A 25,609-nucleotide genomic window follows, 5' to 3' on the forward strand; every position below is an offset into this window, starting at 1 on the left:
GGTGATCATGCAACGTTTTCCCCGTGGTCGTCCCGAATTGACATGGGTGGAGTTATCAGTCGCCGATAGGTTGTCGCACGATGTTCACCTGCGATTCTTAAGGTCGCCGGTGACGTGTGGATCGAACAGGATCGGGGATCTGGACTCATGGGCAAGACAACGGCAACGGCGGTGGCCGTGATGGGGCTGCTGATGGCGACGTCGGCACAGGCGCAATCCGGGAGCAGCAGCGAGGCGGAAATCGCGCTGCTGAAGCAACAGTTGAAGCTGCTCGAGCAGAAGCTCGACAAACTGCAGAAGCAGACATCGGCGAACGCGCAGGCCGCCGCGACGGCGAGTGCGAAAGCCGAGACGGCCAAGGCGGAGATCAAGACGGCCGTGGCCAACGCCCACGCGGCGATCCCCGTAAAAGGCCCGGTGGCGCCGTCGGGCGTGGTCGTGACCATGCCGAACAACCGGCCGACCATCTGCACCGCCGACGAGCAGAACTGCATCTCGCTGACGAGCCGCGTGCATTGGGATCTCGGCGGCTACGACTTCCGTCCCAACAGCGCGGCAACGGTGCCGCAAAAACTGGACAGCGGCGAGAATGTCCGCCGTGCCCGCATCGGCATACTCGGCAAGTTCCTCGGCGACTGGAACTACGCGCTGGTCTACGATTTCGGCGGCACGTCCGACGGTTTCGGCGGCGCTGCTGCCGGCTCGCTGCCCGGAGGTGGCGTGTCCGGGGTCGAGAATGCCTATCTGAGCTACACGGGCATCCGGCCGTTCGGCGGCAAGATGGCAATCGAGGGCGGCATCATGGACGTCCCGTGGACTCTCAACGAGGCGACGAGCTCCAACGACATCCTGTTCATGGAGCGCGCGTCGTCGCAGGTGATCGCGACCGGCATCGCGGCCGGCGATTTCCGCTCCGCGATCGGCAGCCGCTGGTGGAACGACACGTTCTGGGCTGGCGCCTATGTCACCGGACCGACGACCGGCCAGATCCATTCCTATTCCAGCGTCACGCCCAACGGCATGACCGAGCAATATGGCGTGGTCGCACGTGCGGCCGGCCAGATCGTCAGCGGCCCCGACTACTCCCTGCATCTCGGCGGCAACTATGAGAACCTGATCCAGCCTGCCCGCAACACGGTCACCGGCGCACAGACTCTGACCCTGAGCGACCGTCCGGAGTTGCGCATCGATCCAACGACGCTGGTCTCGACCGGCGCGATCGCCAACGTCTCCAGCGCCCAGGTCTATGGCATCGAAGCGGCGGCGACCTACGGCTCGTTCTTCTTCCAGGGCGAGTATTTCTGGTACAATGTCGAGCGCGGCGCCAATACCGGCCTGCCGCCGGTTGGCGCGCGCAGCCTCAAATTCGATGGCGGCTATGCCGAAGCGAGCTACGTGCTGACTGGCGAGCGGCACAAGTACAATCCGGCGTCGGCCTCCTATGGCGGCATCACGCCGGCGCGGCCGTTCGCATGGCAGTCCGGCGATTGGGGCGCATGGGAGATCGCCGCGCGCTTCTCGACGGTCGATCTCAACGATCAGCTCGCGACCGCCGCCGGCATCGCCGGTGGCCGGCAGAACATCTATACGGCCGGCCTCAATTGGTACGTCAGCAGCAACATCCGCTTCATGCTCAATTATCTGCACGGCGACATCGCGCGGCAGGCGAGCGCGACCAGCACGGTCAACACAGGCTCGAAATTCGACGCCCTCGGCCTCCGCACCCAGGTCGCGTTCTGACCGACCACGGCAAGTCTCGCCGACGAGAGGCCCGGCACATGCCGGGCCTCTTCATTTACGATTTGCAGGGTGCGATGAATCGTGCCGGCAGATACGTCGACTGCATCTGGTGAGTGTTGGCGGCAGGACACGACATCTAGCCGTGAACAGATTTCAAACCGTGAGTCGCAGCTGATTCGGACGCGGTTCGTTCCAGCCGCGTTCCGAACGTTAACGCCCGTGCGACCACCGTCGCAATCTGGGACATCATGCCCGCGATGGTTGCGGCAGTTCATCCAGCGGCCATTTCGGACGCTTGATCTTCTGATAGGGCAACGTCGTCACGTCGCGGGCGACGACGCCGGGCGCATCGACCATGATGATGTCGGCCGCAATGGGCGCAAACGACGCGCGAAAATGCTGCGCTGACTTCACCACGACGAGCTTGCGCGTCGAAGGATCGCAGCCGAGCTGGGTGAAGAAGTCCCGGCCAAACGCCTGGCAACGGAACGTCGTGATCACGACCTCGACACCGCCGGTCTCGATCAGCGCGCAATCGCCGAGCTTGGCCGGCGTGCCGGCCAGCCCGGTCATCACCATGTTCTCCTTCAGCGCCTTGATCTCCCAGGTCGCATCGACGGGATCGCCGGACAACGGCCCGATCTTGCCGCCGATCCGCAACGGGAGCTTGGCCCCGACCCCGGCATCGAAGGCGATGCGCACCGCGATCGGATCCCACAGCGGGCCGAGGCAGGCATTGCCGATGTTGCGATCGAGCAGCCGGCGCAGGATGAAGGTGGAATCGCCGGGCGCGCCGCCGCCGGGATTGTCGCTGGCGTCGCCGAGCACGATGGTGCCATCCTTGGCGAGCGCCTGGTCGAGCGCGGCATCGACGCCGGGCATCCGCTCGGTGACCGCGTCGCGCATGCCGATCAGTTCGTCCGCGAGTGTCAGCGCCAAGCCTTGCGCTTTCGCGCCATCGGGATCGACGGCCGCGTCGCTATAGACCAGCACCTTGGTGCCCATCGCGGGCGTATCGCCCCAGCCGAAGCCGTGCACGATCGAGGCCGAGACGATGCCGTCCCTGCCTTCCAGCGCGGTGATGCGGTCGACGAAGCTGCGCACCGGCTCGCGCGTGGTGTGCAGCGTCACGATCATGTCGGTATCGACCAGCGCGGAGCGAAGCTTCAGCCGCTTCTCGGCCAGCTCGGTGCAATGCTTCACCAAGTCCTGCGCACGCTCCAGGATGTCCGTGTGCGGATATTCCTTCCAGCAGATCAGCAGATCGGCGCTGCTCACCATCAGCTCGCTCATATGCGCATGCGGATCGAGCGTCGCGCCGATGACGACATCGGGGCCTGTGATCTCGCGTATCCGCGACAGCAGCTCGCCCTCGCAGTCATCGTAGCCGTCGGCGATCATCGCGCCGTGCAGGCCGATCAGCGCCATGTCGATCGGCAGTGCCGCCTTGAGGTCGGCGAGGATCTGGTCGCGCAAGGTCTCGAACGCAGCACGGGTGACGAGGCCGTTCGGCACGGCCGCTGCAACCATCCCTTCGATCAGCGTCCAGCCCTTCGACGGCCCGACCAGCCGCGCCGCCCACAGCGGCCCGCCATGCATCTGCATCTTGTCGGGATGCGTTCCGGCAGGGAAGTAGGCGCGCTCGTGGAAGGTCGCGAGGCCGGTCGGCATCGGCGCGAACGTATTGGTCTCAGTAGCGAGAGCGGCAGAGAACACACGCATGAAAAGCTGATCCGTTCGGTGATGCCTGATGCATTTGGCCGCCAGGGAGGCTACCATGCGGTCGATGACGGACGATAAATTGAAACGGCGGTTGACGACAGTGCTGTGCGCGGATGTGCACGGCTATTCCCGCCTCATGGGGACGGACGAAGCCGGCACGCTGGAGACGCTGCGCCGCTATCGCGCCGCCATCGCGGGATTGGTGGAGCGCCATGAGGGGCGCATCGTCAACACCTGGGGCGATGCCGTGATCGCCGAGTTCCCCAGCGTCGTCGAGGCCGTGCAATGCGCGGTCGAGATTCAGCAGGAAATCTCGAGTCAGACATCCAACGCACCTGACGCGCAGCACATGCAATTTCGCATCGGCATCAATCTCGGCGATGTGATGGTGGACGGCTCCGATATCTTTGGCGACGGAGTCAATATCGCCGCGCGGCTGCAGGAAGTGGCCGAGCCCGGCGGCATCGTTGTCTCTGCTCCCGTCTACGATCAGGTGCATAACAAGCTATCGATCGGCTTCGACTGTCTCGGCCAGCAGCAGCTCAAGAACGTCGCTCCCGTCACGAGCTATCGTGTCTCGGTCGGCGGCCGTTCCGGCCAGCGACCGGACATCCCGTTTGACGACGGCGCGCTGCATGCGCGGACGTTCGCAGCCTCGAACGCTCGGCCCCCTTCCCGCGATGGCGATGGGCGATCCTCTTTCCTCAGCTTGGTCTCGGATCACTTCGCAGGCCTGCCTCGTCCGCTTGCAGTGGCCATCACGGTCTCGGGCTTTCTGTTCCTGATCAATGTTTTCACCGGCATGCACAAGATCTGGTTTCATTGGCCGGCCGCAGCCTTGCTGTTCGGCGGCATCATGCGGACGGTGCTCCAGAGCAGGCCTTCCGATGCGCGTGAGCAGGATCGGACACGCCGGGACTGAGCGGCGGGCGATCAGGCACGACACGCGCACCGAATGATCCCCCATCGTCTTGACCGCCACGGCCGCGACCTGTGCGAGCACTTGGCGGCCGGCTCGGTCCTGACGCTCGTGTTCGACGCGCTGCTGCGGACGCTGACCGAGATGACGCCGCTCACCCGGCGCGGCAACCATGGCACCGGCATCGCCCCCCGCTGGGTGGAGACCAGTTGATAATCCGTGATGTCGAACGCGCGAAACTGAATCGTCTCATTGTCCGTAGAAGCGAAAGACGATCGGCGTCGCCCGCCACGCACGAGGAACGATCCGGCCCGGCAAGGTCAAATCTGACCGACTGTGAACCGGATCACAGACCAGCGCAGCGGAATGGAGGACGACGCCAACTGTAGCACGTTGCGCCACCCCGGCGGCCGTTCCGCAAGAGCCGCCGGGTCATTTGACCAAAGGAGTTGCAAGATGGATTTCTTGAATCATCTCGTTGCCACCAGGCTGATGACGACCGCGCAGGGTCTTGAGCGCATCGGCGGCCTCCGCGTGACCCATCAGCTGGCCGCGCCCGCCCCGCGCCCGAGAACGCCACCGACGTCGCTGGCGCTGGTCGTGGATCATGAGCCGACGGTGCGGACATGCTGCACGGGCGGCGACGGGTACGGCGCCTGACGATGCCACGGCGGCCATGTAGCGGGCACGCGGCCCGCCACAGCTGCCTTGCGCTACATCAGCCTTACGCAAAGGCGGCTTTGGCCGCCTGCACCCAGTCGGCAAAGCTCTGCGGGGCCACGCCGGTGATGGCCTGGTAGTCACCCGTCACGTCGGCGACACGGCCCTGCGCAGTGTTCGTATCGAACGAGGCGAACACCTCGGCCACCGGCCGCGGCAGCCCGGCGCCGACCATGCCCTGGATCAAGCCCTCCAGCGGCACCTGCACCACCTCGATCGGCTTGCCCGTTGCGGCGGAGAGGATTCGCGCCATCTCGACCTTGGTGAGCGCCTGCGCCCCGCTCAGCGTATGAACCGTCTTGCCGCCCCCGCCGTTCGCCAGCACCGTGGCCGCGGCCCGCGCCAGATCATCACGCGCGATGTCCGCGCTGGCCCCGCCCTCATCCGCCGTGAACCAGCGTCCCGAGCCGAGAATGTGCGGCAGCGAGGCGAACAGGTTCTCGAAATACCAATGGTGACGCAGCACGGTCCAGCCCGCGAGCCCGCTGTCGCGGAGCGCCTGCTCGGTCAGGGCATGATCCGGCGAGATCAGCAGCGGCGAGTTGTCTGGCTTCGGCATCGAGGTGTAGATGACGTGACCGATGCCGGCCTGCTCGGCGGCGGCGATCGCACGGCCATGCTGCTCGGCGCGATAGCCGGGACGATCGAGCTTGTCGGTGCTGATCAGCAGCATCCGGTTCGCCCCGGCAAAGGCCGCAGCCAGCGTCTCCGGCGCATCGAAATCGGCCGCACGGACGGCGACGCCCTGCGCCGCGAGATCCTGCAACTGTTCCGGCTTGCGCGTGGTCGCGATGATGCGGGCGGCCGGGACGTTCAAGGTGGTCAGGAGGTGACGGATCACGGCGCGGCCAAGCTGGCCGGCGGCGCCGGTCACGAGGAGAGTGTCGGACATTGTTGACCTTCGGTTGAGAGGCTGAGGGCACATAAGGGCATTGGCATTCAGCCGCCGCGGCCTTATGGTCTCATTTTGAGACCTGCTCTAGATTAGGAACTAGTGGTATCAGCCGAAAGAAGGCAGTTTTCTGGGAGATAGGCACATGAAGGGAACTGTCGCCAAGGCGGTGGCCGACGACGCGACGGCCTCCGGTCCCGCGGATTGGAAGGAGAAGTTCGCGTCCTTCGATGACTGCCCGATCCGCACCGTGGTCAACCAGATCGGCGACAAATGGTCGGTGCTGATCCTCGCGGTGCTCGGCTGGCGGCCGCACCGCTTCGGCGAGCTGCGGCGTGAGATCAACGACATCTCGCAGCGGATGCTCACGCAGACGCTGCGCGACCTGCAGCGCGACGGCTTGATCGCGCGCCGCGTGCTGCCGACGGTGCCGCCGAGCGTCGAATACAGCCTGACGCCGCTCGGCCACAGCCTGCTCGAGCCGATGCGCAGCCTGATCGGCTGGGCCGAACGCCACCAGAGCGAGATCAAGCTGTCGCGGCAGCGCTTCGACGCCGGCTCGGGCACGCCGACCTGACTCGTGGCGCGCCGCCTCACACGGCTCAATCCCTCATCAGACTGCCCGCCGATTGCGCCGCCGCGCACGCTTGTCGTCTGCATGGAGCGGGTTTGCAGCTGCAGGCGGCCTAGCGATCGCGTCATGGATCGCTGCAATTCCCCGCAGAAGATCGCAGCTTCGCGCAGGCTTGGGATCACCATGCTGCAATGCCGATGACGCAGCGCCTAGTGCCGAGAGTACGCCGGCTCGCGATCAAAACTCGCGCTTGCCAGCCCGATTTTCAACCGATAGCCTTTTCGCACCCTCTCATTGTGCGACGGATTATCGAGCATGTTTTCCCTGCGGACCAGCCTCTCGACGGCAACAATGTCGAACACGACGGATCGGGCCTCACGCGCGCCGATGAGCGTCTCGAAGACGGTGCTGGTGGCGGCTGCCGCAATGCTCGGCCTCGTTGCCGCGGCAGAGGCGCGCGATCTCACCGTCGTGTCCTGGGGCGGCAACTATCAGGACGCCCAGCGCAAGATCTATTTCCAGCCGTTCGCGGCCAAGCTCGGCGCGACCGTGCTCGACGAGAGCTGGGACGGCGGCTATGGCGTGCTGCAGGCCAAGGTGAAGGCGGGCGTGCCGAACTGGGATGCGGTGCAGGTGGAGGCCGAGGAGCTCGAGCTCGGCTGCAGCGATGGCATCTACGAGAAGATCGACTGGAGCAAGCTCGGCGGCAAGGACGGCTTCATCCCGGCCGGCGTGAACGATTGCGGCGTCGGCGCCATCGTCTGGTCCACGGGCATGGCGTTCGACGGCGACAAGATCAAGGACGGGCCGAAGACCTGGGCCGATTTCTGGGATACGACGAAGTTTCCGGGCAAGCGCGGCCTGCGCAAAGGCGCCAAGTACACGCTGGAATTCGCGCTGCTGGCCGACGGCGTGCCGATCGCCGACGTCTACAAGGCGCTGAAGACCAAGGACGGCGTCGAGCGCGCCTTCAAGAAGCTCGATGCGCTCAAGCCCGACATCGTCTGGTGGGAGGCCGGCGCGCAGCCGCTGCAGCTGCTGTCGTCGGGCCAGGTCGCGATGACCTCGGTCTACAACGGCCGCATCACCGCCATCAACCGCAGCGAGGGCAAGCATTTCAGCTTCGTCTTCCCGGGCAGCATCTATGCTGTCGACAGCTGGGTGGTGCTGAAGGGCTCGCCGAACAAGGACGCCGCGATGAACTTCATCGCCTTCGCGAGCCAGGCGGACAACCAGGCCAAGCTGCCGGAGTACATCGCCTACGGCCTGCCGAACATCGCCGCCGCCAAGCTGGTGCCGGAGAAGTACGCCGCGGAGCTGCCGACCACGCCCGACAATCTGAAGCAGGCGACCGCGCTCGACGTCGGCTTCTGGACCGACAATTCGGAAGAGCTTTCGAAGCGCTTCAACGCCTGGCTGGCGCGCTGAGGCCGCAAAGACCCTTCGGACGCGCGGCCTTCGTGGCGCGCGTCCCTCCTCGTGCATGAGTTCCGGCGTGGTCGGCGCCGAAAGCCTCCGTCATGGACACCCCCTTCATCTCGTTCCGGCAGGTGGTCAAGCGCTTCGCCGCGCTGACCGTGGTCGATCACCTCGACCTCGACATCGCCCGCGGCGAGTTCATCGCCCTGCTCGGTCCGTCAGGCTCAGGCAAGACGACCCTCCTGATGATGCTGGCCGGGTTCGAGCAGCCGAGCAGCGGCACGATCGCGGTCGATGGCGTCAGGGTCGACGGGCTGCCGCCGCACAAGCGCAACATGGGCGTGGTGTTCCAGAACTACGCGCTGTTCCCGCATATGAACGTGCGCGACAACATCGCCTTTCCGCTCAAGATGCGCGGCACGCCGAAGGACGAGATCGCGGCGCGCGTCGCCCGCGTGCTCGACATGGTCAAGCTGTCGACGATGGCCGAGCGCAAGCCGGCACAGCTCTCCGGCGGCCAGCAGCAGCGCGTCGCACTGGCGCGCGCGCTGGTGTTCGAGCCGCAGGTGGTGCTGATGGACGAGCCGCTCGGCGCGCTCGACAAGAAGCTGCGCGAGCAGATGCAGCTCGACATCCGCGATCTGCATCGGCGGCTGGGCCTCACCATCGTGTTCGTGACCCACGACCAGGACGAGGCGCTGACGATGTCCGACCGCATCGCCGTGTTCAACCACGGCAGGATCGAGCAGATCGGCACGCCGCGCGAGATCTATGAGCTGCCGCGCACGCCGTTCGTCGCCGAGTTCATCGGCGAGACCAATCTGCTCACCTGCAAGGTCGACGCGCAGGCCGGCGAAGCGGTGCGGCTGACGACGGAGTCGGGCCTTTCGCTGGCGGCGCATGCCGACGCTGGTCGCCTCGATGGCGGCAAGGTGCGGGTCTCGATCCGCCCCGAGGCCATCCGGATCAACGATCACGCGGCGGCGACGGCCAATCGCCTCACGGCGCGTGTGCTGGACGCGGTGTATTTCGGCGATCACATGCGCCTCGTGGCGTCCGTCGGCGAGCAGCGGCTGATCATCAAGGGCGACCGCACGAGCGAGGCGGCGGAGGTCGGCCGCGAGGTGGCGCTGTCCTTTGCCGCGTCGGATGTCTGGGTGGTGGGATCATGCGACCAGACCTCAGCCACCGCCTGAAGGCAGCCCTGCTGCTGGCGCCGTTGTTGGCGTTCATGCTGTCGTTCTTCGTCGTGCCGCTGGTGACGATGATGAAGTCGGCGGTGTCGGACCCGGTTGCGACCGAGGCGCTGCCGCGCACGGCGCGCGCGCTAGCCGGCTGGGACCGCGCGAGCGTGCCAGCGGCGCAGGCGCAGGCGGCCTTCGCCGAGGACATCCGCGCGCTGAAGAATGACGAGCAGTTCGGCGATCTCGTCCGCCGCCTCAACAGCGCCCAGTCCGGCTTTCGCAGCCTGCTCGGCAAGACCCGCCGCGCGCTGGACGGCACCGCTACGATCGACCTCACTGCGATTGATCAGCGCTGGAGCGAGACCTCCTGGTGGACGACCATCGCCGACGCCGTCGCCTCGCCCTGGACCGACAAGAACCTGCTCGCCGCCGTCGATCTCGAGCGCAACGCATCCGGCCACATCGCTGCGATGCCCGAGGGCGCCTCGGCCAACCGGCTGATCATGATCCGGACCTTCGTCACCTCGGCGCTGGTCACGCTCGCCTGCATCCTGATCGGCCTGCCCTATGCGATGGTCGCCGCCTCGGTCGAGGGCTGGCGCCGGCAGATCCTGCTCGGCGCCGTGCTGCTGCCGCTGTGGACCTCGCTCTTGGTGCGCACCGCCGCCTGGTACGTCGTGCTGCAGGACAATGGCCTGATCAACGCGACCTTGAAAGGGCTCGGCCTGACCTCGGGGCCGGTGCCGCTGATGTTCAACCGGCTCGGCGTGGTCATCGCGATGACCCACGTGCTGCTGCCGTTCATGGTGCTGCCGATCTTCAGCGTACTGATCGCGATCCCGCGCAATCTGATGCCGGCGGCCGCCTCGCTCGGCGCGCATCCGCTGCGCGCCTTCCTGCACGTGCTGCTGCCGCTGTCGATGCGCGGCGTCGTCTCCGGCGCGCTGCTGGTGTTCATGGCCGCCCTCGGCTACTACATCACGCCGGCGCTGATCGGCGGCGCCAATGACCAGATGATCTCCTCGGTCATCGCCTACTACGCCACGGCGGCGGCGAACTGGGGCATGGCCGGCGCGCTCGGCCTCGTGCTGCTGGCGATGACCATCCTGCTCTACGCCGTCTACATCCGCCTGACCTCGGCCGAGGAGCAGCGCGCATGAGGCCGCTACCGATCCTCAAGGCCGTGTTTGCCGCGCTCGTCGTGATCTTCCTGCTCGGCCCGCTCATCGCCGTGCTGCCGCTGTCGCTCACCGACAGCGTGTTCCTGAACTATCCGATCCCCGGCTATTCGACGCGCTGGTTCCGCGAGCTGGTCACCGCCGACTCCTGGCGGCTGTCGATCGTCAACAGCCTCCTGATCGGCTCCGGCACCACGGTGCTGGCGACGGCGCTGGGCACGCTGGCCGCGCTCGGCCTGCGCGGCAAGCGCGCCTCGCTGCTGTTCGCGACGCTGCGAACGGTGTTCCTGCTGCCGATGGTCGTGCCCGCCGTGGTGCTCGGCGTCGGCATGCAGCTGATGTTCGCGCGCTACGGCCTCACCAACACCTATCTCGGCGTCATCATCGCCCACACCGTGGTGGCCGTGCCGTTCGTGCTGGTCAACGTGTCCTCGGCGCTGCAGGGCGTCGACATGCAGCTCGAACGCGCCGCGGCAAGCCTCGGCGCCACCCCGTTCGTGGTGCTGTCGTCGGTCACCCTGCCGATCGCCCTGCCCGGCATCATCTCCGGCGCGCTGTTCGCATTCGCGACCTCGCTCGACGAGGTCGTGCTGACCCTGTTCGTCGCCGGCCCCAACCAGCGCACTTTGGCGCGGCAGATGTTCGCCACCATCCGCGAGAACATCAGCCCGGCGATCGTCTCGGCGGCCGCCGTATTCATCGTCGGCACAATCGTGCTGTCGCTCGCGATGCTGGCGATCCGGCGGCGGATGGCGTGAAGCGCGCGGCAGGCACGCAAGTCAACTGGGTTACTCGTCATGCCCGGGCTTGTCCCGGGCATCCACGTGGTGCTTCACAAGCGGTGCGACGTGGATGGCCGGGACAAGCCCGGCCATGACGTCGTTGAGAGAGTCCAAACCGTCTCGCGATCGCGCGCCCTACCCCGCCTTCACGTACTTCCGCCAGTCGTGCGCCTCCTTGAAGCCGAGCACCTCGCGCGTCTTGCGGTTCGACAGCGGGGCCTCGCGCTCGCCGAGCTCGCGGGTGATCGGAACGTTCGGGCAATAGCGCTTCAGCAATTCGTGTGTCGGGATGTTCGCCGTCACCGTATCATTGACGGCGTTGAACACCTGGAAGCCGAGCCCGTCCTTCTGGATCGCCAGATGCACGATCTCGCCGAGGTCACGAGCGTCGATGTACGACCATGCATTGCGCTTGCGCGACGGCGGGTCGGCGAGGAAGCGCGGGAACATGTCGTATTCGTGCGGTTCGATGACGTTGCCGATGCGCAAGGCATAGATGTCGATGCCGTAGCGCATCGCGAAGGCCCGCGCGGTCTTCTCGTTGACGACCTTGGACAGGCCGTAGGAGTCCATCGGGTCGGTGTCGTAGTCCTCCTCAAGCGGGAAGCTATGGAAGTCCTTGTCGCCCTCCGTGAAGCAGACGCCGTAGGTGGTCTCGCTGGAGGCGATGATGATCTTGCGCACGCCGAGCTTCGCCGCGGCCTCGATGACGTTGTAGGTCGAGACCGTGTTGACGCGGAAGGTCTCGTTGTCGGGCTCGATCAGCACCCGCGGGATGGCGGCGAAATGCACCACGGCATCGGGCGGCGACGGCGGCCGGCCGGCGTTGAAGCCGCCGAAACCGTCATGCGTGGTCAGCGCGTTGAAGGCCTGACCGTTGTCCGTGAGATCGGCGATCAGGGTGTTGATGCCGGGGTGATCGAACGGTTTGAGATCCACATTGAGCAGCCGATAACCCTTGCTCTGCAGATGCGGCAGCACGTGCCTGCCGGCCTTGCCTGTCCCCCCGGTGAACACCACGCGCTTGGCTGTCATTGTTCTTGTGATCCTTCTGAGTGCGTGGAGGCGCTTCTATCAGCTTCGCTGACGCGCGATCCATAGGAACTTCCAGCTCGCCCTTGCGACGCAGGCGGCTGGAAACGCTCAGGCGGATGGCCTGGACCACTGCCGGCAGGCCCCGGTTGACCGAGACAGGCGCCAGGTGCCCGCTGTCCAACCAACGTCAAGTCGGACACGACTGGCAATTCTTCCAGCCGAGGAAGGCAGGGCGTCCCATGAATTTTTCTCAACGATCCGTGGCCAAGTTCCCGAAATCGTGATAGGTAGCATCGTGTGGTATACGCATTGGGGGCCCCGGCCTCCCCTGGAAAGGACCTCGTCATGAAATTGTTGAGCGTCGTCGTGCCCTCAGCTGTCGCTGGGTTGGCAGCCGTGCTGCTGTGCGGCCCGGCAGTATCGCAAGTCGCCCCCGCCACCTCGATCCCCAGCGTCACCGTCGACGTGCCGAAGCAGGCGGCGAAGCCATATCGGCACCATGAATCAGTGGGTCCGGCGACCGCTCGCACGGCCGCGGTCGCTGCGCCGAAGGCCAACGACTTCATCCCCCTGGGCGCGGAAATGAAGATGTCGGCCCAGGCCGCGGCCATCCAGGGCAAGTTCATCCAGCTCGAGAAGTCCGCCAGCAGCTGCAATGGCGGCTGCGAGACCAGCCTCCCGAAGGGCAATGCCCCATGGGTCGGATGCAGCCTGGACGGCCACGAATCCGTGAAGGTGGACGCGCACTGCACCGACACGCTCACCTACACCAGCTACGATGACTGCCACGACACCAAGCGTTTCCTCGGCTGGGATCGCAACAAGGTCTTTTGGCATTGCACGAGCCTGCTGGCCGGCGGAAAGTTCAAGGTCGCGGAAATCAAGCGCCTGAAGAACTAAATCCGGCAGGCGTCCCGCTCCAGTCGGTTTAATCTCCGCAGGCACCTGCGCAGCCGCAGGTGCCTGCGATCCTTTGAGGCGTCTCTCGTTCATTGTTACCGCCTCGGCTGGGAGCTTCTTGCAGAGCTTTGCAGCGAAGTTGCTGCGCGACCACGACGGAACAATCGACGTCTGATGATCCGCGGCTCCGCCGCCAATGAACCGTTCGCCTCCTTCCGCTGACCCACCTGAGGGCAGGAGGAGATAGAGGCGACAATGACGACTTTGGCCCGCGCGATTTCGAGGGCGTTTACCGATACTGAAGGCAATACCAACGCTGCATTGCTCAAACATTCTTTGCTGTTTTGTGCCGCGCTCTCGTTCGTGGCGATGCTGGTGATGACCTACGGGCTAGATTTGAGCCCCGGCCTGTTCTGATCACGGCCCAATGCAGGCTGACGGTCGGGCAATCTTCGCGCCGACACGCGCGCGGCGACCTCTCCGCGCTTTTTTTGGGGGGGCGCGACGAGCTTCGCTCGCGCTGAAAGGTCGGATTGCGCAGCAATCCGGGTGAGGGGCATGGCACATGCGGAGCCAAAAGCGCGGTCCATCGGACGAGCACAACGAACGCGCATCGATGGAGAGTATCGTGACTAATTAGAATGCAGAGCAGAACCGCGATTTGCTTCAATGCACCGCAGCTGAACCACCCGCGCCGCTGCCCCTCACCCCAACTCTCTTGGCGCGAGCGAAGCTCGTCGCGGCTCCGTGAAGAACGGGAGAGGGAGCGCACCGCGCTCGTGGTGCTCGTCGACCAAACCAGGCTTCCTGACTTGCGAGAATGGTGCCCGATCGACAAGGCCGGGCGCGTCGTAGCTTGCGATCGCGATCGTTGCGTGGTCCAACAACGCGACGAGGACAGGTGGCGAATGTCTGACGAAAAACCTTCATTGAGCTCCGATGTGATGCTGCGGCGCCTGAGGGCCGATGATGCCGCGAACTTCAAAGCCATCCGCCTGGAAGCGCTGCAGGCAAGCCCGGAATTGTTAGGCAGCACGTTCGAGTTCGATAACGAGCTGGATGTGACGTGGTTTGCGGGCCGGCTGGAGGAGTCCCATGTGCTGGGTGCATTTCGCGCGGGTGTGCTGGCCGGCACGGCCGGCTTCTCCGTCCAGCACGGTCCGAAGAATGCCCACAAGGGAAGAGTGTGGGGCATGTATGTTCAATCCCGCGCGAGGCGGCTCGGAATCGGGCGCCTGCTTGTCAGCGCCCTGCTCGATGTCGCCCGCGCGCGGCTCGAGATCGTGCAACTGACCGTCGTCACAACCAACCAGCCCGCGCGGCGGCTCTATGACAGCCTGGGCTTTGTTGAATTCGGGATGGAGCCGAAGGCCTCGAAACTCGGCGACCACTATTACGACGAAGCGCACATGATGCTCGACTTCGGTCGTAAGCCAGACGCTTTCTAGGAGCCGAAGTCGGAGGTTGGACACCACACAACCTTGTGCCCGGCGATTTTCGGCACGGACGAGGGTTGGCAAACAGATCACGACCTCGCGGCTGACGCGCGTATTGAGCTTCCGTCAAAAATCGTGCGATCCTGATCTCATCCGACGTGCAGGCGACGGTGACCCGGGAGCGCGATGCGATGATCACCTACGGACGCCATCGGCCGCTGGTTCAGACTCCCTGGGACGAAGCGGCCGTTCGTGTCGCGATCGACGACATTGCCGCGGATGCGGTCGCGCAATTCGATCCTGACACGTTCTGGCCAGCCCACCCCAGCGACGACGGGACAGCAGACGGCGATCCAAGCTTCTACAAGGGCGCGGCGGGCGTCATCTGGGCCCTGGACTACTTGCATCGCATCGGGGCAACCCACGTCACCAGGGATTTTCGCGCCGTGCTGCCAAGCCTGATGGAGCGGACGGTCATCGACCACGCGGCCAGTTCGCCGGCCGACTACGAGAAGCACGGCTCGCTGCTCCGTGGCGAAATGGGCGCGGCCCTACTCGCCATGCGGCTCACGCCGATGTCGAGCCTCGCCGACCTGGTCTATTGGCACGCCGAGAAGAACAACGAGCTGCCGATCCGCGAGCTGATGTGGGGCCTGCCGGGGTCGATAGTCGCAGCGGTCCACATGGCCGGGATGACCGGAGAGCCGCGTTGGCGCCGCCTGTTCGAGGGTCAGGCGGCACGGTTGCTGTCCGAGCTGGAGGACACCCCGCAGGGCCCGCTCTGGACCCAGGATCTGTATGGCGCCAAGGACCGCTTTCTCGGACCCGTGCATGGCTTCGCCGGCAACGTCATCCCGCTGTTGCTCGGGTGGGACTGGTTGACGCCGGCGCAGCAAGTGCATGTGGCCGACTTCGTGCCGAAGGCGCTCGACGCGAATGCGTGGCGCTACGATATCGGCACCAACTGGGGCCCGCGCAGCAAGCGTGAGCAGCGGCTGTTCCTCTGCCAGCACTGTCACGGCGCACCGGGCATGGTGACGACCTTTGCCGACGCACCGTTCACGACGCCGGATTTCGAGACATTGCTTCTGGATGGCGCACGCTTCAGCTGGGCCGCTGGCCCGCTGACCAAGGGCTCGAATCTCTGCCACGGCACCGGAGGAAACGGCTACGCCTTCCTCAAGCTCTATCGCCGCACGAAGGACCCGGTCTGGCTCGACCGCGCGCGCCAGTTCGCGATGACCGCCATCACCCAGGTTCGCGGCGCCCAGATGGTCGTCGGCCGCGGCCGCTATTCGCTGTGGACCGGCGACATCGGCCTTGCCATCTACTTGTGGGACTGCATCACGGGCGACGCGCGGTTTCCGACGATCGATGTGTTCTGAGCGCAGGTACCCGGTCCAGCATCAGAACAGCCAGGACATGCGCGGCGAGCGGCAACGATAAGGCCTAAAGCGGTTAGCCATGAGCTAGTCAATCTGGGGGAGCGAGTGATCTACGATCTGATGTCGGCAGCCGATGCAGTGATTGACGAGCAAGGGTTCATTCGACTTCTGCGATTGATGGCACTCGATCGGCAGGATGAACAGCAGAAGGAACTGGCGACTCCAAGCTCGCCATATGGAACCGGAGCCAACGGTTGGGAAAACAGCTACCTAACCGATTTTCTGGAAGCTGCGGCAGCGTGGGCCGAAGCCACGCAACACGCATCCCATGTCGAGTCAGCTCCGTCCGACATCTGGCGCCGCGCTGCGCAGATCGTTGTTGCTGGAGCGTTTTACGAATGATCTCACGGAAGTGGCCGCATCCACTGCGACCAACAGCCATCGCACTCCGGATATGCTTTGACAGAGACGACCAACTGAAACAGTTCTCGTGCTGCGGGTTGAGCCGCACATTCTCCGCACCGGTTCGGGTGGTTCGAGATGGACCAGAAGCTGCCGTCCTTCGTTGTTGCGCCTTCGCAGATTCGCTATTCTCGCATGACAAGACTTTAAGTGGAATGCAGCATCATGACCAGGAACATCGACATCGTCTCCGAAGACCCGAGACGGCCGGATGTGCTCAGTCTCCTGGCGGAAGCGGACGCATACTTTCAAGCGCTATACCCCGCAGAGAGCAATCATCTGGTTGGAGCTGACGATCTGGCAGCGCAAGATGCTGCATTTCTTACGGCGCGCCGCGATGGAGAGCTTCTCGGATCGATCGCTTTTCGTGTGATTGCCCCAGAACACGCCGAGATGAAGCGGATGTTCGTGCTCACGAAAGCGCGCGGACTGGGGTTGGGCAAGAAATTATTGCACGCGCTGGAAGATGTCGCGCGCGATCGAAACGTCAGACGTATCAGTCTCGAGACGGGTATAGAGCAGCCGGCTGCAATAGGACTCTATCGCGCGTCTGGTTATCGAGATTGTCCTCCGTTTGGGGACTATAAAGCTGACCCGCTTAGTCTCTTCATGACCAAGCACCTCGAGCCGGACAAAGCTTGATGGCAATCGCCGCTGGCAAGCCGGGCTGAGCCAGCCGATGATCTGCTTGAGTAACATCTGGACGGAATCGGTCGGCCCGAGCGGTGCGCGCGGAAAGAATTTTTTCTCAAGCCGATTCAACGCCATCCTGCTTTCCGGATCTGCCACCACAAGTTTTTTATTTCTTTTTTCCAGAATTCATGCTCTACTCTGCGCATCCCGACTCACAAGAGGGGCGCTTCGCGGTCGTCACGAACGTCGAGGCGGGATGCGGTGGGCGTGTTGCTGTCGCAGCGTGGTTTTCTGCGCCGACGAACGATGGCGATGCGCACGGTCAAGTCGCGTGGTCCTGACACCCCGACGCTGGTGTCACGCCTGCGCCGGCGCTCACGCGCTGTGCGGGCAACGGTGGCCAGAAAGCCCGGCGCACCGGGGAGCACGCGAAGCAGCCGTTAAAACCATTGCGCGGGGAATGCCGGGTGATCTCGGCTGAACCTGTGGTGACTGCCGCCTGCTTTTTTTCTGCAGGCGGGCCATGGGTGCGGCCGGCGCCCGGCATTCCCCGTGCCCTCTTCTCGAGAGAGGGCGGTCGATCAGCACAGCTCGGACGCGACAGCGCGCCGCGAGACAGCGAAGCCATGTTTGCAGCATCTGGCCGACGCGACGGTCGACGCACGACGAAGAGAGTTGGCGAAGCGTTAAAGGGAACCCGTCCACTGCGCCAAGCCCTTCAGACGTGGATGGCTGGGACGCCGCCTGGCCGCGGCGATTCGGAGGCAGAAGGGCCGCTCGCCGCCATGATCGCGTTTGCCGCGCCAAAGTCCCGCGCGAGGCCACGGCTCCTCAACGGCGCCGATACAGAGGGATCTTCAATGAACGTGAGATGGACGAGGCTGGGTCACCGGCCTTTTCGGCCGATGGTGGGCACGACAGGGATCGAACCTGTGACCCCTACCATGTCAAGGTAGTGCTCTCCCGCTGAGCTACGTGCCCTAATCCAGAAAGTCCGTTCGGGTGGGCGTCCCTATATCGGCTCCCACGCAGGCAGGCAAGGACGCAAAATGCCGAAATTGGGAATAATCCGCGTTTTCGCAGACACCGTTCCCGGCGGCTCAGGCCGCCAGCATCTTGTTGACTTCGCTGACGAGCTCGCGGAGGTGCACCGGCTTGGACAGCACCTTGGCGTTCTTGGGCGCCTCCGAATCGGAGTTGAGCGCGACCGCGGCGAAGCCGGTGATGAACATGATCTTGATGTCCGGGTCGAGCTCGGAGGCGCGGCGCGCCAGCTCGATGCCGTCCATCTCCGGCATCACGATGTCGGTCAGGAGCATCTCGAACGGCTCCTCGCGCAGCCGCTGGTAGGCCGACATGCCGTTGTCGTGGGGCGAGACCTGGAACCCGGCATTTTCCAATGCCTTGACCAGGAAGCGGCGCATGTCGTTGTCGTCTTCGGCGAGCAGGATTTTGTGCATGGCGAGGGATCGTGGTCCGGTGAGAGGCGGAGCGTTGCCGCCACTAAGCCTGACGGGCGGTAAATTTCGGGTGAAAGATTGCGCCTTTTGATCCGACATCGGCAAGGCAATTTGAGGGCCGAGCGTGCACTCTCCGCCCGAAGCGACCCAACTGCTCAGAGTTGTTCCAAATCGCGGTTGAACTTTTTCATTGCTTTTCGCTTGGCAGAACGACCCGGATTATCGAAGATGCGGCTTGGCGAACGACTTGGCGAAACCTTGGCGCAAGAACTTGGCGAACAAGCAGTGCCTGCGTTGTCCAGCGCTCCACGGCCGGAGGATACCGGCGCTTCAACGGACGTGACCCGAGGAAACGGCGCCCAGAGATGACGGACTTTGAAGGCGAGTTGCCGCCGTTCGAGATCATGGAGCCGGCCGAATGGCGCGCGCCCATCATCTTCAATTCGCCGCACTCGGGCTCGGTCTATCCCGACGATTTCCTCAGGGCGTCGCGAATCGATCTGCCGACGCTGCGGCGGTCGGAAGATTCGTTCATGGACGAATTGATCGCCGACCTGCTGGCGCGCGGCTTTCCGACCGTGCGGGTGAATTTCCCGCGCTGCTATGTCGACGTCAACCGCGAGCCCTATGAGCTCGATCCGCGGATGTTCACCGGCCGGCTGCCGAGCTTCGCCAACACCCGTTCGATGCGCGTCGCCGGCGGCCTCGGCACCATCCCGCGCGTGGTCGGCGACGGCCAGGAGATCTATCGCGACCGGCTCGTCGTCGACGACGCCCTGCACCGCATCGAGACGCTGTATAAGCCCTATCACCGCGCACTGCGGCGACTGATCAACCGGGTGCATCAGCAGTTCGGCACCGTGATCCTGGTCGATTGCCACTCGATGCCCTCGGTCGGCGTATCCCGCGACGAGCCGCGGCGGCCCGACATGGTGATCGGCGATCGCTATGGCACCAGCTGCGCGGCGCTGCTGCCGAACCTGTTCGAGGACGTGCTCGGCCGTCTCGGCTACTCGGTGGGCCGCAACAAGCCCTATGCCGGCGGCTTCATCACCGAGCATTACGGCAATCCGGCCAGCGGGCTGCATGCGATCCAGATCGAGCTCAACCGCGCCATCTACATGGATGAGCGCCGGCGCGAGCGCGGGCCGCGCTTTACGCAGGTCGCGTCCGATCTCACGGTGCTCGCCGAGGTGCTGGCGACGGTGCCGCTCGGCGACCTGGGCCCGTTCCAGGCCGCTGCCGAATAGAGGCTCTTTTCGGGATTCGTCCGCGCTCCCCTGTCGGCAGCGCCGAGGCGCGCGAGGCGCAAAAAAAAGGGCCGCTTGAATGACAAGCGGCCCAAGTCTAGGGAGGAAACGCCCAAGGAGGGCAGCGATAACGCGAAGCGCTACCGCACCGCAACAATATGCGGCCGCGCTGCACAAAGCGCAAGGGTTTTTCCGTCGAATCCCATGCAAAAAAGCATTGGCGGGGTTGCATACAGCGCGTGTCCGATCAAAATCCATCAGGACTGCCAATGGGTTGATCAAAAAGTCTGATTGATGGGCTGGACCGGCCGGTTTCGCTTTCACTTTCGAATGATTGCGCGTCGCAGAACCTCTCGTCCTGCTCGGCGGTGACGAAACGATATCCAAGATGCCAAGTGCCTGTTCCATATCAGGATGCACGCCAGACCGCTTTGCGATAGGCATGAACGGCTTTGCCATCCGATTCCCTCACCGAAGGACGCGTTGTGACGGTCATCGACTTCTCAGCCTTTATCGGTCGCCTCGCCACCGCCTCGGGCGAAACCATCCTGCCGTTCTTCCGCACCTCGCTGTCGGTCGACAACAAGAGCAGCCGGCATGATTTCGACCCGGTGACCGAGGCCGACCGCGCCGCCGAGGCCGTGATGCGCCGCCTGATCAAGGCGAACTTCCCGCAGCACGGCATCGTCGGCGAGGAGTTCGGCAACGAGCGCGAGGACGCCGATTACGTCTGGGTGCTCGACCCGATCGACGGCACCAAATCCTTCATTGCCGGATTCCCGATCTGGGGCACGCTGATCGCGCTGCTGCACAAGGGCATGCCGGTGTTCGGCATGATGCATCAGCCGTTCATCGGCGAGCGCTTCTCCGGCGACAATGGCTTCGCAAATTACAAGAATTCGGCCGGTGAGCGCCGCCTGTCGGTGCGCCGCTGCGAGCGGCTGCAGGACGCCGTCTGCTACACGACGTCGCCGCTGTTGATGAACGAGACCGACCGCGCCGCCTTCTCGCGCGCCGAATCCGAGGTCCGGCTGTCGCGCTATGGCGGCGACTGCTACTCCTATTGCATGCTCGCGGCGGGTCACCTCGATCTGGTGATCGAGACCGAGCTCAAGCCGTACGACATCGCGGCGTTGATCCCGATCATCAACGGCGCCGGCGGCGTCGTCACCGACTGGGATGGCGGCCCGGCGCAGAACGGCGGACGGATCATCGCCGCCGGCGACAAGCGCGTGCACGAGGCGGCGCTGAAGCTGCTCGCAGCGGGAGGATGATGTTCAAGGGAAGTCCTGGCGCCAGTAGAACTACGGTAAAAGTAACATAGGACACATTGTTAACGGCGGGTTGACTGCGCCTGACTAGATTGCAGGCAATTGACGAGAGCGCTTCGCATTTTCGTCGCTGCATGTCTGTCTGGAGGGCGCGTTCGATGGGTCAAATCAGCTTCCGACTCACTCATAAGATCATGGCCATCGCGCTGATCGGAGTGTCCGCGCTCGCGGCGTTCGGCACCATCTATCTGGTCGGAAACCGGTCGCAGGAGACCTCGCGCCAGCTCGCCGACAATGCCCGCGCCGCCGCCGATCTCAATCAGAAGCTGCTCACCGATCTGCTCGAGGCCCGGCGCGCGGAAAAGGATTTCCTGCTGCGGCGCGATCAGAAATACGCAGCCCGGCACGCGGAATTGAGCACCGCGATCAAACGCGAGCTCGACGAACTCGGCGCGATAAGCCGATCGTTCGAGCAGGCCGCCCTTGGCGATCGCATCGCTACTGTCGTGAAAGGGTTCGCGACCTACAACACGGAGTTCAGCGCCACCGAACAGGCCGAAAACCGCCTCGGCCTGAACGAGACGCTCGGCCTGTCCGGCTCGCTGCGCTCCGCCGTCCACGACATCGAGGCCAAGCTGAAGGAGGTCAATGATCCCCGGCTGACGAGCGGAATGCTGACGCTGCGCCGGCACGAGAAGGACTTCATGCTGCGGCGTGATCCGAAATATATCACCGAGCTCAAGGCGGCCGCCGCCGAGTTCGGCAAGGCCATCGCCGGTGCCGATCTTGCGCCTTCGACCAAGGCCGACATCGGCCAGAAGCTCGACAAGTACCAGAAGGACTTCCTGTCCTGGACCGACGGATCGCAGGACGCCGCCCGCCACAGTGCGGCGATGTCCAAGGCTTTCGCCGAGATCGAGCCGGTCATCGCCGAGATCGGCAAGACCGTTGGACGGCAATATTCGATGGCTCAGACTGCAGCGGCCGAGACCAGCAACACCGTCAAGCAGGGCATGCTGGTGACGCTGGGCATCTCGCTTCTGCTGGTCGGCGGCGCATCGTTCCTGATCGGCCGCGGGATTTCCAACGCGATCCGCAGCATGGTGCAGGCCATGACACGTTTGGCGGGCGGAGACTCCTCCATCCGGATTCCGGGCCTCGGCCGCCGCGACGAGATCGGCGAGATGGCCGGCGCCGTGGAAGTGTTCAAGACCAACATGATCGAGGCCGAGCGGCTGCGTGCCGAGCAGGCCGAGGTCGAGCAGCGGCAGCTTCAGCAGCGCAAGGCGGACATGGCGGCCCTCGCCGACGGCTTCGAAACCGCGGTTGGAGAGATCATCGAGACGGTCTCCTCCGCCTCGACGGAGCTCGAAGCCTCCGCGACGACCCTGACGCGAAATGCCCAGCACGGCCAGTCGCTCGCCACCACGGTTGCGTCCGCCTCCGAAGAGGCTGCGGCGGGCGTGCAGTCCGTCGCCTCGGCGACCGAGGAGCTCTCGGCCTCCGTCAACGAGATCAGCCGCCAGGTGCAGGAATCGGCGCGCATCGCCGGCGAGGCGGTCGGACAGGCGCGCCGCACCAATGAGCGCGTCAGCGAGCTGTCGAAGGCTGCGACGCGCATCGGCGACGTCGTCGAGCTCATCAACACCATCGCCGGCCAGACCAACCTGCTCGCGCTGAACGCCACGATCGAGGCCGCCCGCGCCGGTGACGCCGGCCGCGGCTTTGCCGTCGTCGCCTCGGAGGTCAAGGCGCTGGCCGAGCAGACTGCCAAGGCCACCGGCGAGATCGGCCAGCAGATCGCGAGCATCCAGTCAGCCACTGCCGAATCCGTCGACAACATTCGTGAGGTCTCGGGAACGATCGAGCGGCTGTCGCATATTAGCTCGACCATCGCGGCAGCGATCGAGGAGCAGGGTGCCGCTACCCAGGACATCTCCCGCAACGTGCAGCACACGGCGCAGGGCACGCAGCGGGTCTCCGACAACATCGTCGAGGTCCAGCACGGCGCCACCGAAACCGGGTCCGCGTCCGCTCAGGTACTGTCGGCAGCCCAGTCGCTGTCGGAGGAGAGCAACCGCCTCAAGCTCGAGGTCGGCCGCTTCCTCGAGACGGTCCGCGCCGCGTAGATTCACGAGGCCGCCCGGCGCAGATGATCGACGAGCAGTTTCGCAGGACGGGGCAGCGCCTTGAAGCTGCGCGCGCAGATCACGAGCCTGCGGCTGGCCCAGGCGTCGCGCAGCGCAATCAGGCTGATCGACATCGACCGCGCACAACGCCGCGCGGCCGCCTCCGGAACGATGGCGATCCCGACACCCGCCGCGACCATCTGACAGATGGCATCGAAGTCACGCAGGCGAGCGCGGACATGCTGGCGAATGCCGAGCCGCGCGGCATGCTTTCCGATGTGGACGTTGAGGGCAGTCCCCTGCGTCAGCCCGATGAAGTCCTGCCCGGCGGTCTCGGCGAAATCGACCTGCCGGCGGCCCGCAAACGGGCCGCGGCGGCCGGCGACGAGGATCAGGCGATCCTCACCGAAAACGAAGCGCTCGAGCATGTCGGGCAGCGCGTGCTCGGCCGCGAAGCCGAGATCGGCGCGGCCCGCCGCGACGGCCTCCGCGATGTCGGTGCTCTCGCGCTCCTCCACATCGACATTGATGTCGCGATGCTCGCGCAGGAACGCAGCCAGTGCCTGCGGCAGATGCTCGGCAAGCCCCACCGTGTTGGCGAGCAGCTGCACGTTCGCCCGCAAGCCGGAGGCGAAGGTCGCGAGATCGCCCTGCATGATCTCGACATTGGCGATGATGATGCGGGCATGGTCGAGCAGGCTTTCGCCGGCCGCCGTCAGCACGACGCCGCGGCGCCCGCGCTTGAACAGTTCAACGCCAAACGTCTGTTCCAGGCCCTTGATCCGGGCGCTGGCGGACGCGAGCGCCAGATGCGCCCGCTCGGCGCCGCCGGTAATGCTGTGCGCTTCGGCAACGGCGATGAGCAGCTTCAGATCGACGAGATCGAACCGCATGTCGGCTTGTGCCTCAGGCCAGGGCGAAGGCTGGCTCCGCAAGCTCCACATTGTGCCGCCGGCCCGGTTTGGTCAATGTCGCCGCCATGATCGATCCGCTCCTCATCTTCATTGCCTTCGCGCTGACCCTTGCCGGCTTCGTCAAGGGCGCGCTCGGGCTGGGCCTGCCGACCATCTCAGTCGGCCTGCTCGCGATCGCCATGCCGCCCGGCCGGGCGCTGGCGATCGTCATCCTGCCTGCCGTCATCACCAACATCTGGCAGACCTTCGCAGGCCCCTATTTGCGCGACATCGCCAAGCGTCTCTGGCCGCTGATGCTCGGCACGGCGATCGGCATCTGCCTCAATGCCGGCGCCCTCAGCCATGCATCGACCCGCTGGGGCAACATCGCGCTCGGCGTGCTGCTGATGGTCTATGCCGTGCTCGGGCTGACCCGGCTGGCCTTCACGGTGGCGCGCCGGCACGAGAAGTGGGTCGGCGGCATCGTTGGCCTGGTGACCGGCCTGATCTCCGCCGCGACCGGCGTGCAGGTGGTGCCGTCGCTGCCCTACATGCAGGCGATCGGGCTCGAAAAGGACGAGCTCGTGCAAGCGCTCGGCGTCTTCTTCACGGTGGCGACCGTCACGCTCGCCTTCAACCTCACGAATGCCGGCCTGCTCAGCACGGCGATCGCCCTGCCCGGCGCCGTCGCGATGGCGTGTGCCTTTCTCGGCATGTTCGCAGGGCAAGCGGCGCGGGCACGGCTGCCCGCCGCGGCCTTCCGCCGCGTGTTCCTGATCGCGATGATCCTGCTCGGGCTCTATCTGGCCGGAAGCGCCGCGATCGAGCTGATGTGGTGATCACCGCGCCTCCAGCATGGCGATCCGGACACCCAGATAGATGAACAGGCCGCCGATCACGCGATTGACCCAGAGCAACGCGGCGGATGAGCCTCTCACGCGCCGCGCCGTCCGCGCGGCCACTGCCGCGACGCCGAGACACCACAGCGTCGAGTTGAGGATGAAGACCATGCCGAGCAGCAGGAAGGCGAGCGCCTTGTGGGGCGCGTCGGCCGCGACGAATTGCGGGATGAAGGCCAGGAAGAACATCGCGACCTTCGGATTCAGAACGTTGGTGAGCGCGCCCTGCCAGAACACCTGACGCAGCGAAGCCTGCCTGACAGCCGTGTCGGCGTCCGGCTGGGCAGCCGCGGGCTGCGCGCGCGCAAACAATTGCGTGATCCCGAGATACACGAGATAGGCGGCACCCGCCCATTTCACGGCGGCGAACGCCGTCGCCGATGCCATCAGCAGCGCCGACAGCCCGACCGCGCTCGCCAGCACATGAGCGAGACAACCCGTGCTGATGCCGAGCGCGGCTGCTGCGCCGCCACGCCACCCCATCTGGGCGCTCCGGCCGACGATATAGGCCGTGTCCGGCCCAGGCGTCATGTTCAGCAGCAGGCCGGACACCAGGAACAGCAGCGGATCGTGAATTCCAAGCATGGTTGAACGTTTCCTAACAGTTCGGCTCTAATGATACGGGCGGTGGGATACGCCGCTCGATCCTCTGCGTGCAGGCGAGGTTCACGGTACACACCTGGGCGCCGGAAAAGAATTGGATTTGGCCGCCTGCGGCGTGGTATG

The 25,609-nt window shown here is 65.0% G+C and carries 25 protein-coding genes and 1 tRNA gene; 19 read left to right on the forward strand and 7 right to left on the reverse strand.

The genetic code is table 11. The features are described from left to right. The first annotated feature begins 147 nt into the window (after positions 1-147). Positions 148-1,740: an OprO/OprP family phosphate-selective porin gene (locus ACQR1I_RS26710; RefSeq protein WP_434869285.1), complete on the forward strand. Its 1,593-nt coding sequence runs from the start codon at positions 148-150 to the stop codon at positions 1,738-1,740. A gap of 246 nt (positions 1,741-1,986) precedes the next feature. Here ACQR1I_RS26710 and ACQR1I_RS26715 read toward each other — a convergent pair whose 3' ends face one another. Next, entirely contained in the window at positions 1,987-3,462 is a 1,476-nt protein-coding gene (locus ACQR1I_RS26715) for a M81 family metallopeptidase (RefSeq protein WP_434869284.1), read from the reverse strand. A 64-nt stretch (positions 3,463-3,526) separates the two neighbouring features. Here ACQR1I_RS26715 and ACQR1I_RS26720 point away from each other — a divergent pair, with 64 nt between their 5' ends. The 3 genes from ACQR1I_RS26720 to ACQR1I_RS26730 all read left to right on the forward strand — a co-directional run bounded on the left by ACQR1I_RS26720 (position 3,527) and on the right by ACQR1I_RS26730 (position 5,041). Then, complete coding sequence (locus ACQR1I_RS26720; protein ID WP_434869328.1) at positions 3,527-4,384, forward strand: adenylate/guanylate cyclase domain-containing protein; 858 nt, start codon at positions 3,527-3,529, stop codon at positions 4,382-4,384. Between the two features lie 33 nt (positions 4,385-4,417). Continuing rightward, the gene (locus ACQR1I_RS26725) at positions 4,418-4,594 is read left to right on the forward strand and encodes a hypothetical protein (RefSeq protein ID WP_434869283.1); all 177 of its coding nucleotides are present in this window, start codon (positions 4,418-4,420) and stop codon (positions 4,592-4,594) included. Between the two features lie 243 nt (positions 4,595-4,837). After that, positions 4,838-5,041, forward strand: coding sequence for a hypothetical protein (locus ACQR1I_RS26730; protein WP_434869282.1), 204 nt, complete (start codon positions 4,838-4,840; stop codon positions 5,039-5,041). A gap of 64 nt (positions 5,042-5,105) precedes the next feature. Here the strand turns inward: ACQR1I_RS26730 and ACQR1I_RS26735 are convergent, their stop codons facing one another. Further along, the gene (locus ACQR1I_RS26735; protein WP_434869281.1) at positions 5,106-5,993 is read right to left on the reverse strand and encodes an SDR family oxidoreductase; all 888 of its coding nucleotides are present in this window, start codon (positions 5,991-5,993) and stop codon (positions 5,106-5,108) included. Between the two features lie 145 nt (positions 5,994-6,138). Between ACQR1I_RS26735 and ACQR1I_RS26740 the strand changes: the two genes are divergently transcribed. The 5 genes from ACQR1I_RS26740 to ACQR1I_RS26760 all read left to right on the forward strand — a co-directional run bounded on the left by ACQR1I_RS26740 (position 6,139) and on the right by ACQR1I_RS26760 (position 11,106). Further along, positions 6,139-6,570, forward strand: a complete 432-nt coding sequence (locus ACQR1I_RS26740) for a winged helix-turn-helix transcriptional regulator (RefSeq protein WP_434869280.1) — start codon at positions 6,139-6,141, stop codon at positions 6,568-6,570. 384 nt (positions 6,571-6,954) lie between these two features. Beyond that, positions 6,955-7,995 (forward strand): ABC transporter substrate-binding protein, encoded by a 1,041-nt coding sequence (locus ACQR1I_RS26745; protein ID WP_434869327.1) that lies wholly within the window; start codon positions 6,955-6,957, stop codon positions 7,993-7,995. A gap of 92 nt (positions 7,996-8,087) precedes the next feature. Beyond that, positions 8,088-9,182, forward strand: a complete 1,095-nt coding sequence (locus tag ACQR1I_RS26750) for an ABC transporter ATP-binding protein (protein WP_434869279.1) — start codon at positions 8,088-8,090, stop codon at positions 9,180-9,182. A 35-nt stretch (positions 9,183-9,217) separates the two neighbouring features. After that, complete coding sequence (locus tag ACQR1I_RS26755) at positions 9,218-10,330, forward strand: ABC transporter permease (protein WP_434869326.1); 1,113 nt, start codon at positions 9,218-9,220, stop codon at positions 10,328-10,330. Continuing rightward, on the forward strand, positions 10,327-11,106 hold the full coding sequence (locus tag ACQR1I_RS26760; RefSeq protein ID WP_434869278.1) for an ABC transporter permease: 780 nt from the start codon (positions 10,327-10,329) through the stop codon (positions 11,104-11,106). Before ACQR1I_RS26755 ends, ACQR1I_RS26760 begins: the two co-directional genes overlap by 4 nt. A 159-nt stretch (positions 11,107-11,265) precedes the next feature. Here the strand turns inward: ACQR1I_RS26760 and ACQR1I_RS26765 are convergent, their stop codons facing one another. Then, entirely contained in the window at positions 11,266-12,165 is a 900-nt protein-coding gene (locus tag ACQR1I_RS26765; protein ID WP_434869277.1) for an NAD-dependent epimerase/dehydratase family protein, read from the reverse strand. A 345-nt stretch (positions 12,166-12,510) separates the two neighbouring features. Here ACQR1I_RS26765 and ACQR1I_RS26770 point away from each other — a divergent pair, with 345 nt between their 5' ends. The 6 genes from ACQR1I_RS26770 (at position 12,511) to ACQR1I_RS26795 (ending at position 16,990) form a co-directional block, all read left to right on the forward strand. After that, entirely contained in the window at positions 12,511-13,065 is a 555-nt protein-coding gene (locus ACQR1I_RS26770) for a hypothetical protein (RefSeq protein ID WP_434869276.1), read from the forward strand. 255 nt (positions 13,066-13,320) lie between these two features. Continuing rightward, entirely contained in the window at positions 13,321-13,482 is a 162-nt protein-coding gene (locus tag ACQR1I_RS26775) for a hypothetical protein (protein WP_434869275.1), read from the forward strand. A 362-nt stretch (positions 13,483-13,844) separates the two neighbouring features. Continuing rightward, the gene (locus ACQR1I_RS26780; RefSeq protein WP_434888850.1) at positions 13,845-14,513 is read left to right on the forward strand and encodes a GNAT family N-acetyltransferase; all 669 of its coding nucleotides are present in this window, start codon (positions 13,845-13,847) and stop codon (positions 14,511-14,513) included. Positions 14,514-14,692: 179 nt separating this feature from the next. Next, positions 14,693-15,886 carry a lanthionine synthetase C family protein gene (locus ACQR1I_RS26785; RefSeq protein WP_434869273.1) on the forward strand — a complete coding sequence of 398 codons (1,194 nt, stop codon included), beginning with the start codon at positions 14,693-14,695 and terminating at the stop codon, positions 15,884-15,886. Positions 15,887-15,991: 105 nt separating this feature from the next. Beyond that, positions 15,992-16,288: a DUF7660 family protein gene (locus ACQR1I_RS26790; protein WP_434869272.1), complete on the forward strand. Its 297-nt coding sequence runs from the start codon at positions 15,992-15,994 to the stop codon at positions 16,286-16,288. A 225-nt stretch (positions 16,289-16,513) separates the two neighbouring features. Continuing rightward, complete coding sequence (locus tag ACQR1I_RS26795) at positions 16,514-16,990, forward strand: GNAT family N-acetyltransferase (RefSeq protein WP_434869271.1); 477 nt, start codon at positions 16,514-16,516, stop codon at positions 16,988-16,990. A gap of 897 nt (positions 16,991-17,887) precedes the next feature. Here the strand turns inward: ACQR1I_RS26795 and ACQR1I_RS26800 are convergent. Together ACQR1I_RS26800 and cpdR are read right to left on the reverse strand one after the other, a co-directional pair. Continuing rightward, positions 17,888-17,962, reverse strand: a tRNA-Val gene (locus tag ACQR1I_RS26800). A gap of 119 nt (positions 17,963-18,081) precedes the next feature. Further along, positions 18,082-18,441, reverse strand: coding sequence for a cell cycle two-component system response regulator CpdR (cpdR, locus tag ACQR1I_RS26805; protein WP_006610087.1), 360 nt, complete (start codon positions 18,439-18,441; stop codon positions 18,082-18,084). A gap of 365 nt (positions 18,442-18,806) precedes the next feature. On the opposite strand from cpdR, the gene ACQR1I_RS26810 reads away from it, so the two are divergent. The 3 genes from ACQR1I_RS26810 (at position 18,807) to ACQR1I_RS26820 (ending at position 23,091) form a co-directional block, all read left to right on the forward strand. Beyond that, positions 18,807-19,691 carry an N-formylglutamate amidohydrolase gene (locus ACQR1I_RS26810; protein WP_434869270.1) on the forward strand — a complete coding sequence of 295 codons (885 nt, stop codon included), beginning with the start codon at positions 18,807-18,809 and terminating at the stop codon, positions 19,689-19,691. 485 nt (positions 19,692-20,176) lie between these two features. Beyond that, positions 20,177-20,965, forward strand: a complete 789-nt coding sequence (gene hisN, locus ACQR1I_RS26815) for a histidinol-phosphatase (RefSeq protein WP_434869269.1) — start codon at positions 20,177-20,179, stop codon at positions 20,963-20,965. Between the two features lie 155 nt (positions 20,966-21,120). Next, entirely contained in the window at positions 21,121-23,091 is a 1,971-nt protein-coding gene (locus ACQR1I_RS26820) for a methyl-accepting chemotaxis protein (protein ID WP_434869268.1), read from the forward strand. A gap of 2 nt (positions 23,092-23,093) precedes the next feature. Here ACQR1I_RS26820 and ACQR1I_RS26825 read toward each other — a convergent pair whose 3' ends face one another. Next, positions 23,094-23,984 carry a LysR substrate-binding domain-containing protein gene (locus ACQR1I_RS26825; RefSeq protein ID WP_434869267.1) on the reverse strand — a complete coding sequence of 297 codons (891 nt, stop codon included), beginning with the start codon at positions 23,982-23,984 and terminating at the stop codon, positions 23,094-23,096. Positions 23,985-24,070: 86 nt separating this feature from the next. Here ACQR1I_RS26825 and ACQR1I_RS26830 point away from each other — a divergent pair, with 86 nt between their 5' ends. After that, positions 24,071-24,823 (forward strand): sulfite exporter TauE/SafE family protein, encoded by a 753-nt coding sequence (locus ACQR1I_RS26830; protein WP_434869266.1) that lies wholly within the window; start codon positions 24,071-24,073, stop codon positions 24,821-24,823. Here the strand turns inward: ACQR1I_RS26830 and ACQR1I_RS26835 are convergent, their stop codons facing one another. Beyond that, positions 24,824-25,468: a LysE family translocator gene (locus tag ACQR1I_RS26835; RefSeq protein ID WP_434869265.1), complete on the reverse strand. Its 645-nt coding sequence runs from the start codon at positions 25,466-25,468 to the stop codon at positions 24,824-24,826. Positions 25,469-25,609 lie beyond the last annotated feature (141 nt).

It is taken from the genome of Bradyrhizobium sp. HKCCYLS2038, from assembly GCF_051167655.1.
In the GTDB taxonomy this organism is placed as follows: Bacteria; Pseudomonadota; Alphaproteobacteria; order Rhizobiales; family Xanthobacteraceae; genus Bradyrhizobium.

Coding starts and splice junctions, on each gene's coding strand:
- ACQR1I_RS26710 (WP_434869285.1), top strand. CDS start 148: ATGGGCAAGACAACGGCAACGGCGGTGGCCGTGATGGGGCTGCTGATG.
- ACQR1I_RS26715 (WP_434869284.1), bottom strand. CDS start 3,462: ATGCGTGTGTTCTCTGCCGCTCTCGCTACTGAGACCAATACGTTCGCG.
- ACQR1I_RS26720 (WP_434869328.1), top strand. CDS start 3,527: ATGACGGACGATAAATTGAAACGGCGGTTGACGACAGTGCTGTGCGCG.
- ACQR1I_RS26725 (WP_434869283.1), top strand. CDS start 4,418: ATGATCCCCCATCGTCTTGACCGCCACGGCCGCGACCTGTGCGAGCAC.
- ACQR1I_RS26730 (WP_434869282.1), top strand. CDS start 4,838: ATGGATTTCTTGAATCATCTCGTTGCCACCAGGCTGATGACGACCGCG.
- ACQR1I_RS26735 (WP_434869281.1), bottom strand. CDS start 5,993: ATGTCCGACACTCTCCTCGTGACCGGCGCCGCCGGCCAGCTTGGCCGC.
- ACQR1I_RS26740 (WP_434869280.1), top strand. CDS start 6,139: ATGAAGGGAACTGTCGCCAAGGCGGTGGCCGACGACGCGACGGCCTCC.
- ACQR1I_RS26745 (WP_434869327.1), top strand. CDS start 6,955: ATGAGCGTCTCGAAGACGGTGCTGGTGGCGGCTGCCGCAATGCTCGGC.
- ACQR1I_RS26750 (WP_434869279.1), top strand. CDS start 8,088: ATGGACACCCCCTTCATCTCGTTCCGGCAGGTGGTCAAGCGCTTCGCC.
- ACQR1I_RS26755 (WP_434869326.1), top strand. CDS start 9,218: ATGCTGTCGTTCTTCGTCGTGCCGCTGGTGACGATGATGAAGTCGGCG.
- ACQR1I_RS26760 (WP_434869278.1), top strand. CDS start 10,327: ATGAGGCCGCTACCGATCCTCAAGGCCGTGTTTGCCGCGCTCGTCGTG.
- ACQR1I_RS26765 (WP_434869277.1), bottom strand. CDS start 12,165: ATGACAGCCAAGCGCGTGGTGTTCACCGGGGGGACAGGCAAGGCCGGC.
- ACQR1I_RS26770 (WP_434869276.1), top strand. CDS start 12,511: ATGAAATTGTTGAGCGTCGTCGTGCCCTCAGCTGTCGCTGGGTTGGCA.
- ACQR1I_RS26775 (WP_434869275.1), top strand. CDS start 13,321: ATGACGACTTTGGCCCGCGCGATTTCGAGGGCGTTTACCGATACTGAA.
- ACQR1I_RS26785 (WP_434869273.1), top strand. CDS start 14,693: ATGATCACCTACGGACGCCATCGGCCGCTGGTTCAGACTCCCTGGGAC.
- ACQR1I_RS26795 (WP_434869271.1), top strand. CDS start 16,514: ATGACCAGGAACATCGACATCGTCTCCGAAGACCCGAGACGGCCGGAT.
- cpdR (WP_006610087.1), bottom strand. CDS start 18,441: ATGCACAAAATCCTGCTCGCCGAAGACGACAACGACATGCGCCGCTTC.
- ACQR1I_RS26810 (WP_434869270.1), top strand. CDS start 18,807: ATGACGGACTTTGAAGGCGAGTTGCCGCCGTTCGAGATCATGGAGCCG.
- ACQR1I_RS26820 (WP_434869268.1), top strand. CDS start 21,121: ATGGGTCAAATCAGCTTCCGACTCACTCATAAGATCATGGCCATCGCG.
- ACQR1I_RS26825 (WP_434869267.1), bottom strand. CDS start 23,984: ATGCGGTTCGATCTCGTCGATCTGAAGCTGCTCATCGCCGTTGCCGAA.
- ACQR1I_RS26830 (WP_434869266.1), top strand. CDS start 24,071: ATGATCGATCCGCTCCTCATCTTCATTGCCTTCGCGCTGACCCTTGCC.
- ACQR1I_RS26835 (WP_434869265.1), bottom strand. CDS start 25,468: ATGCTTGGAATTCACGATCCGCTGCTGTTCCTGGTGTCCGGCCTGCTG.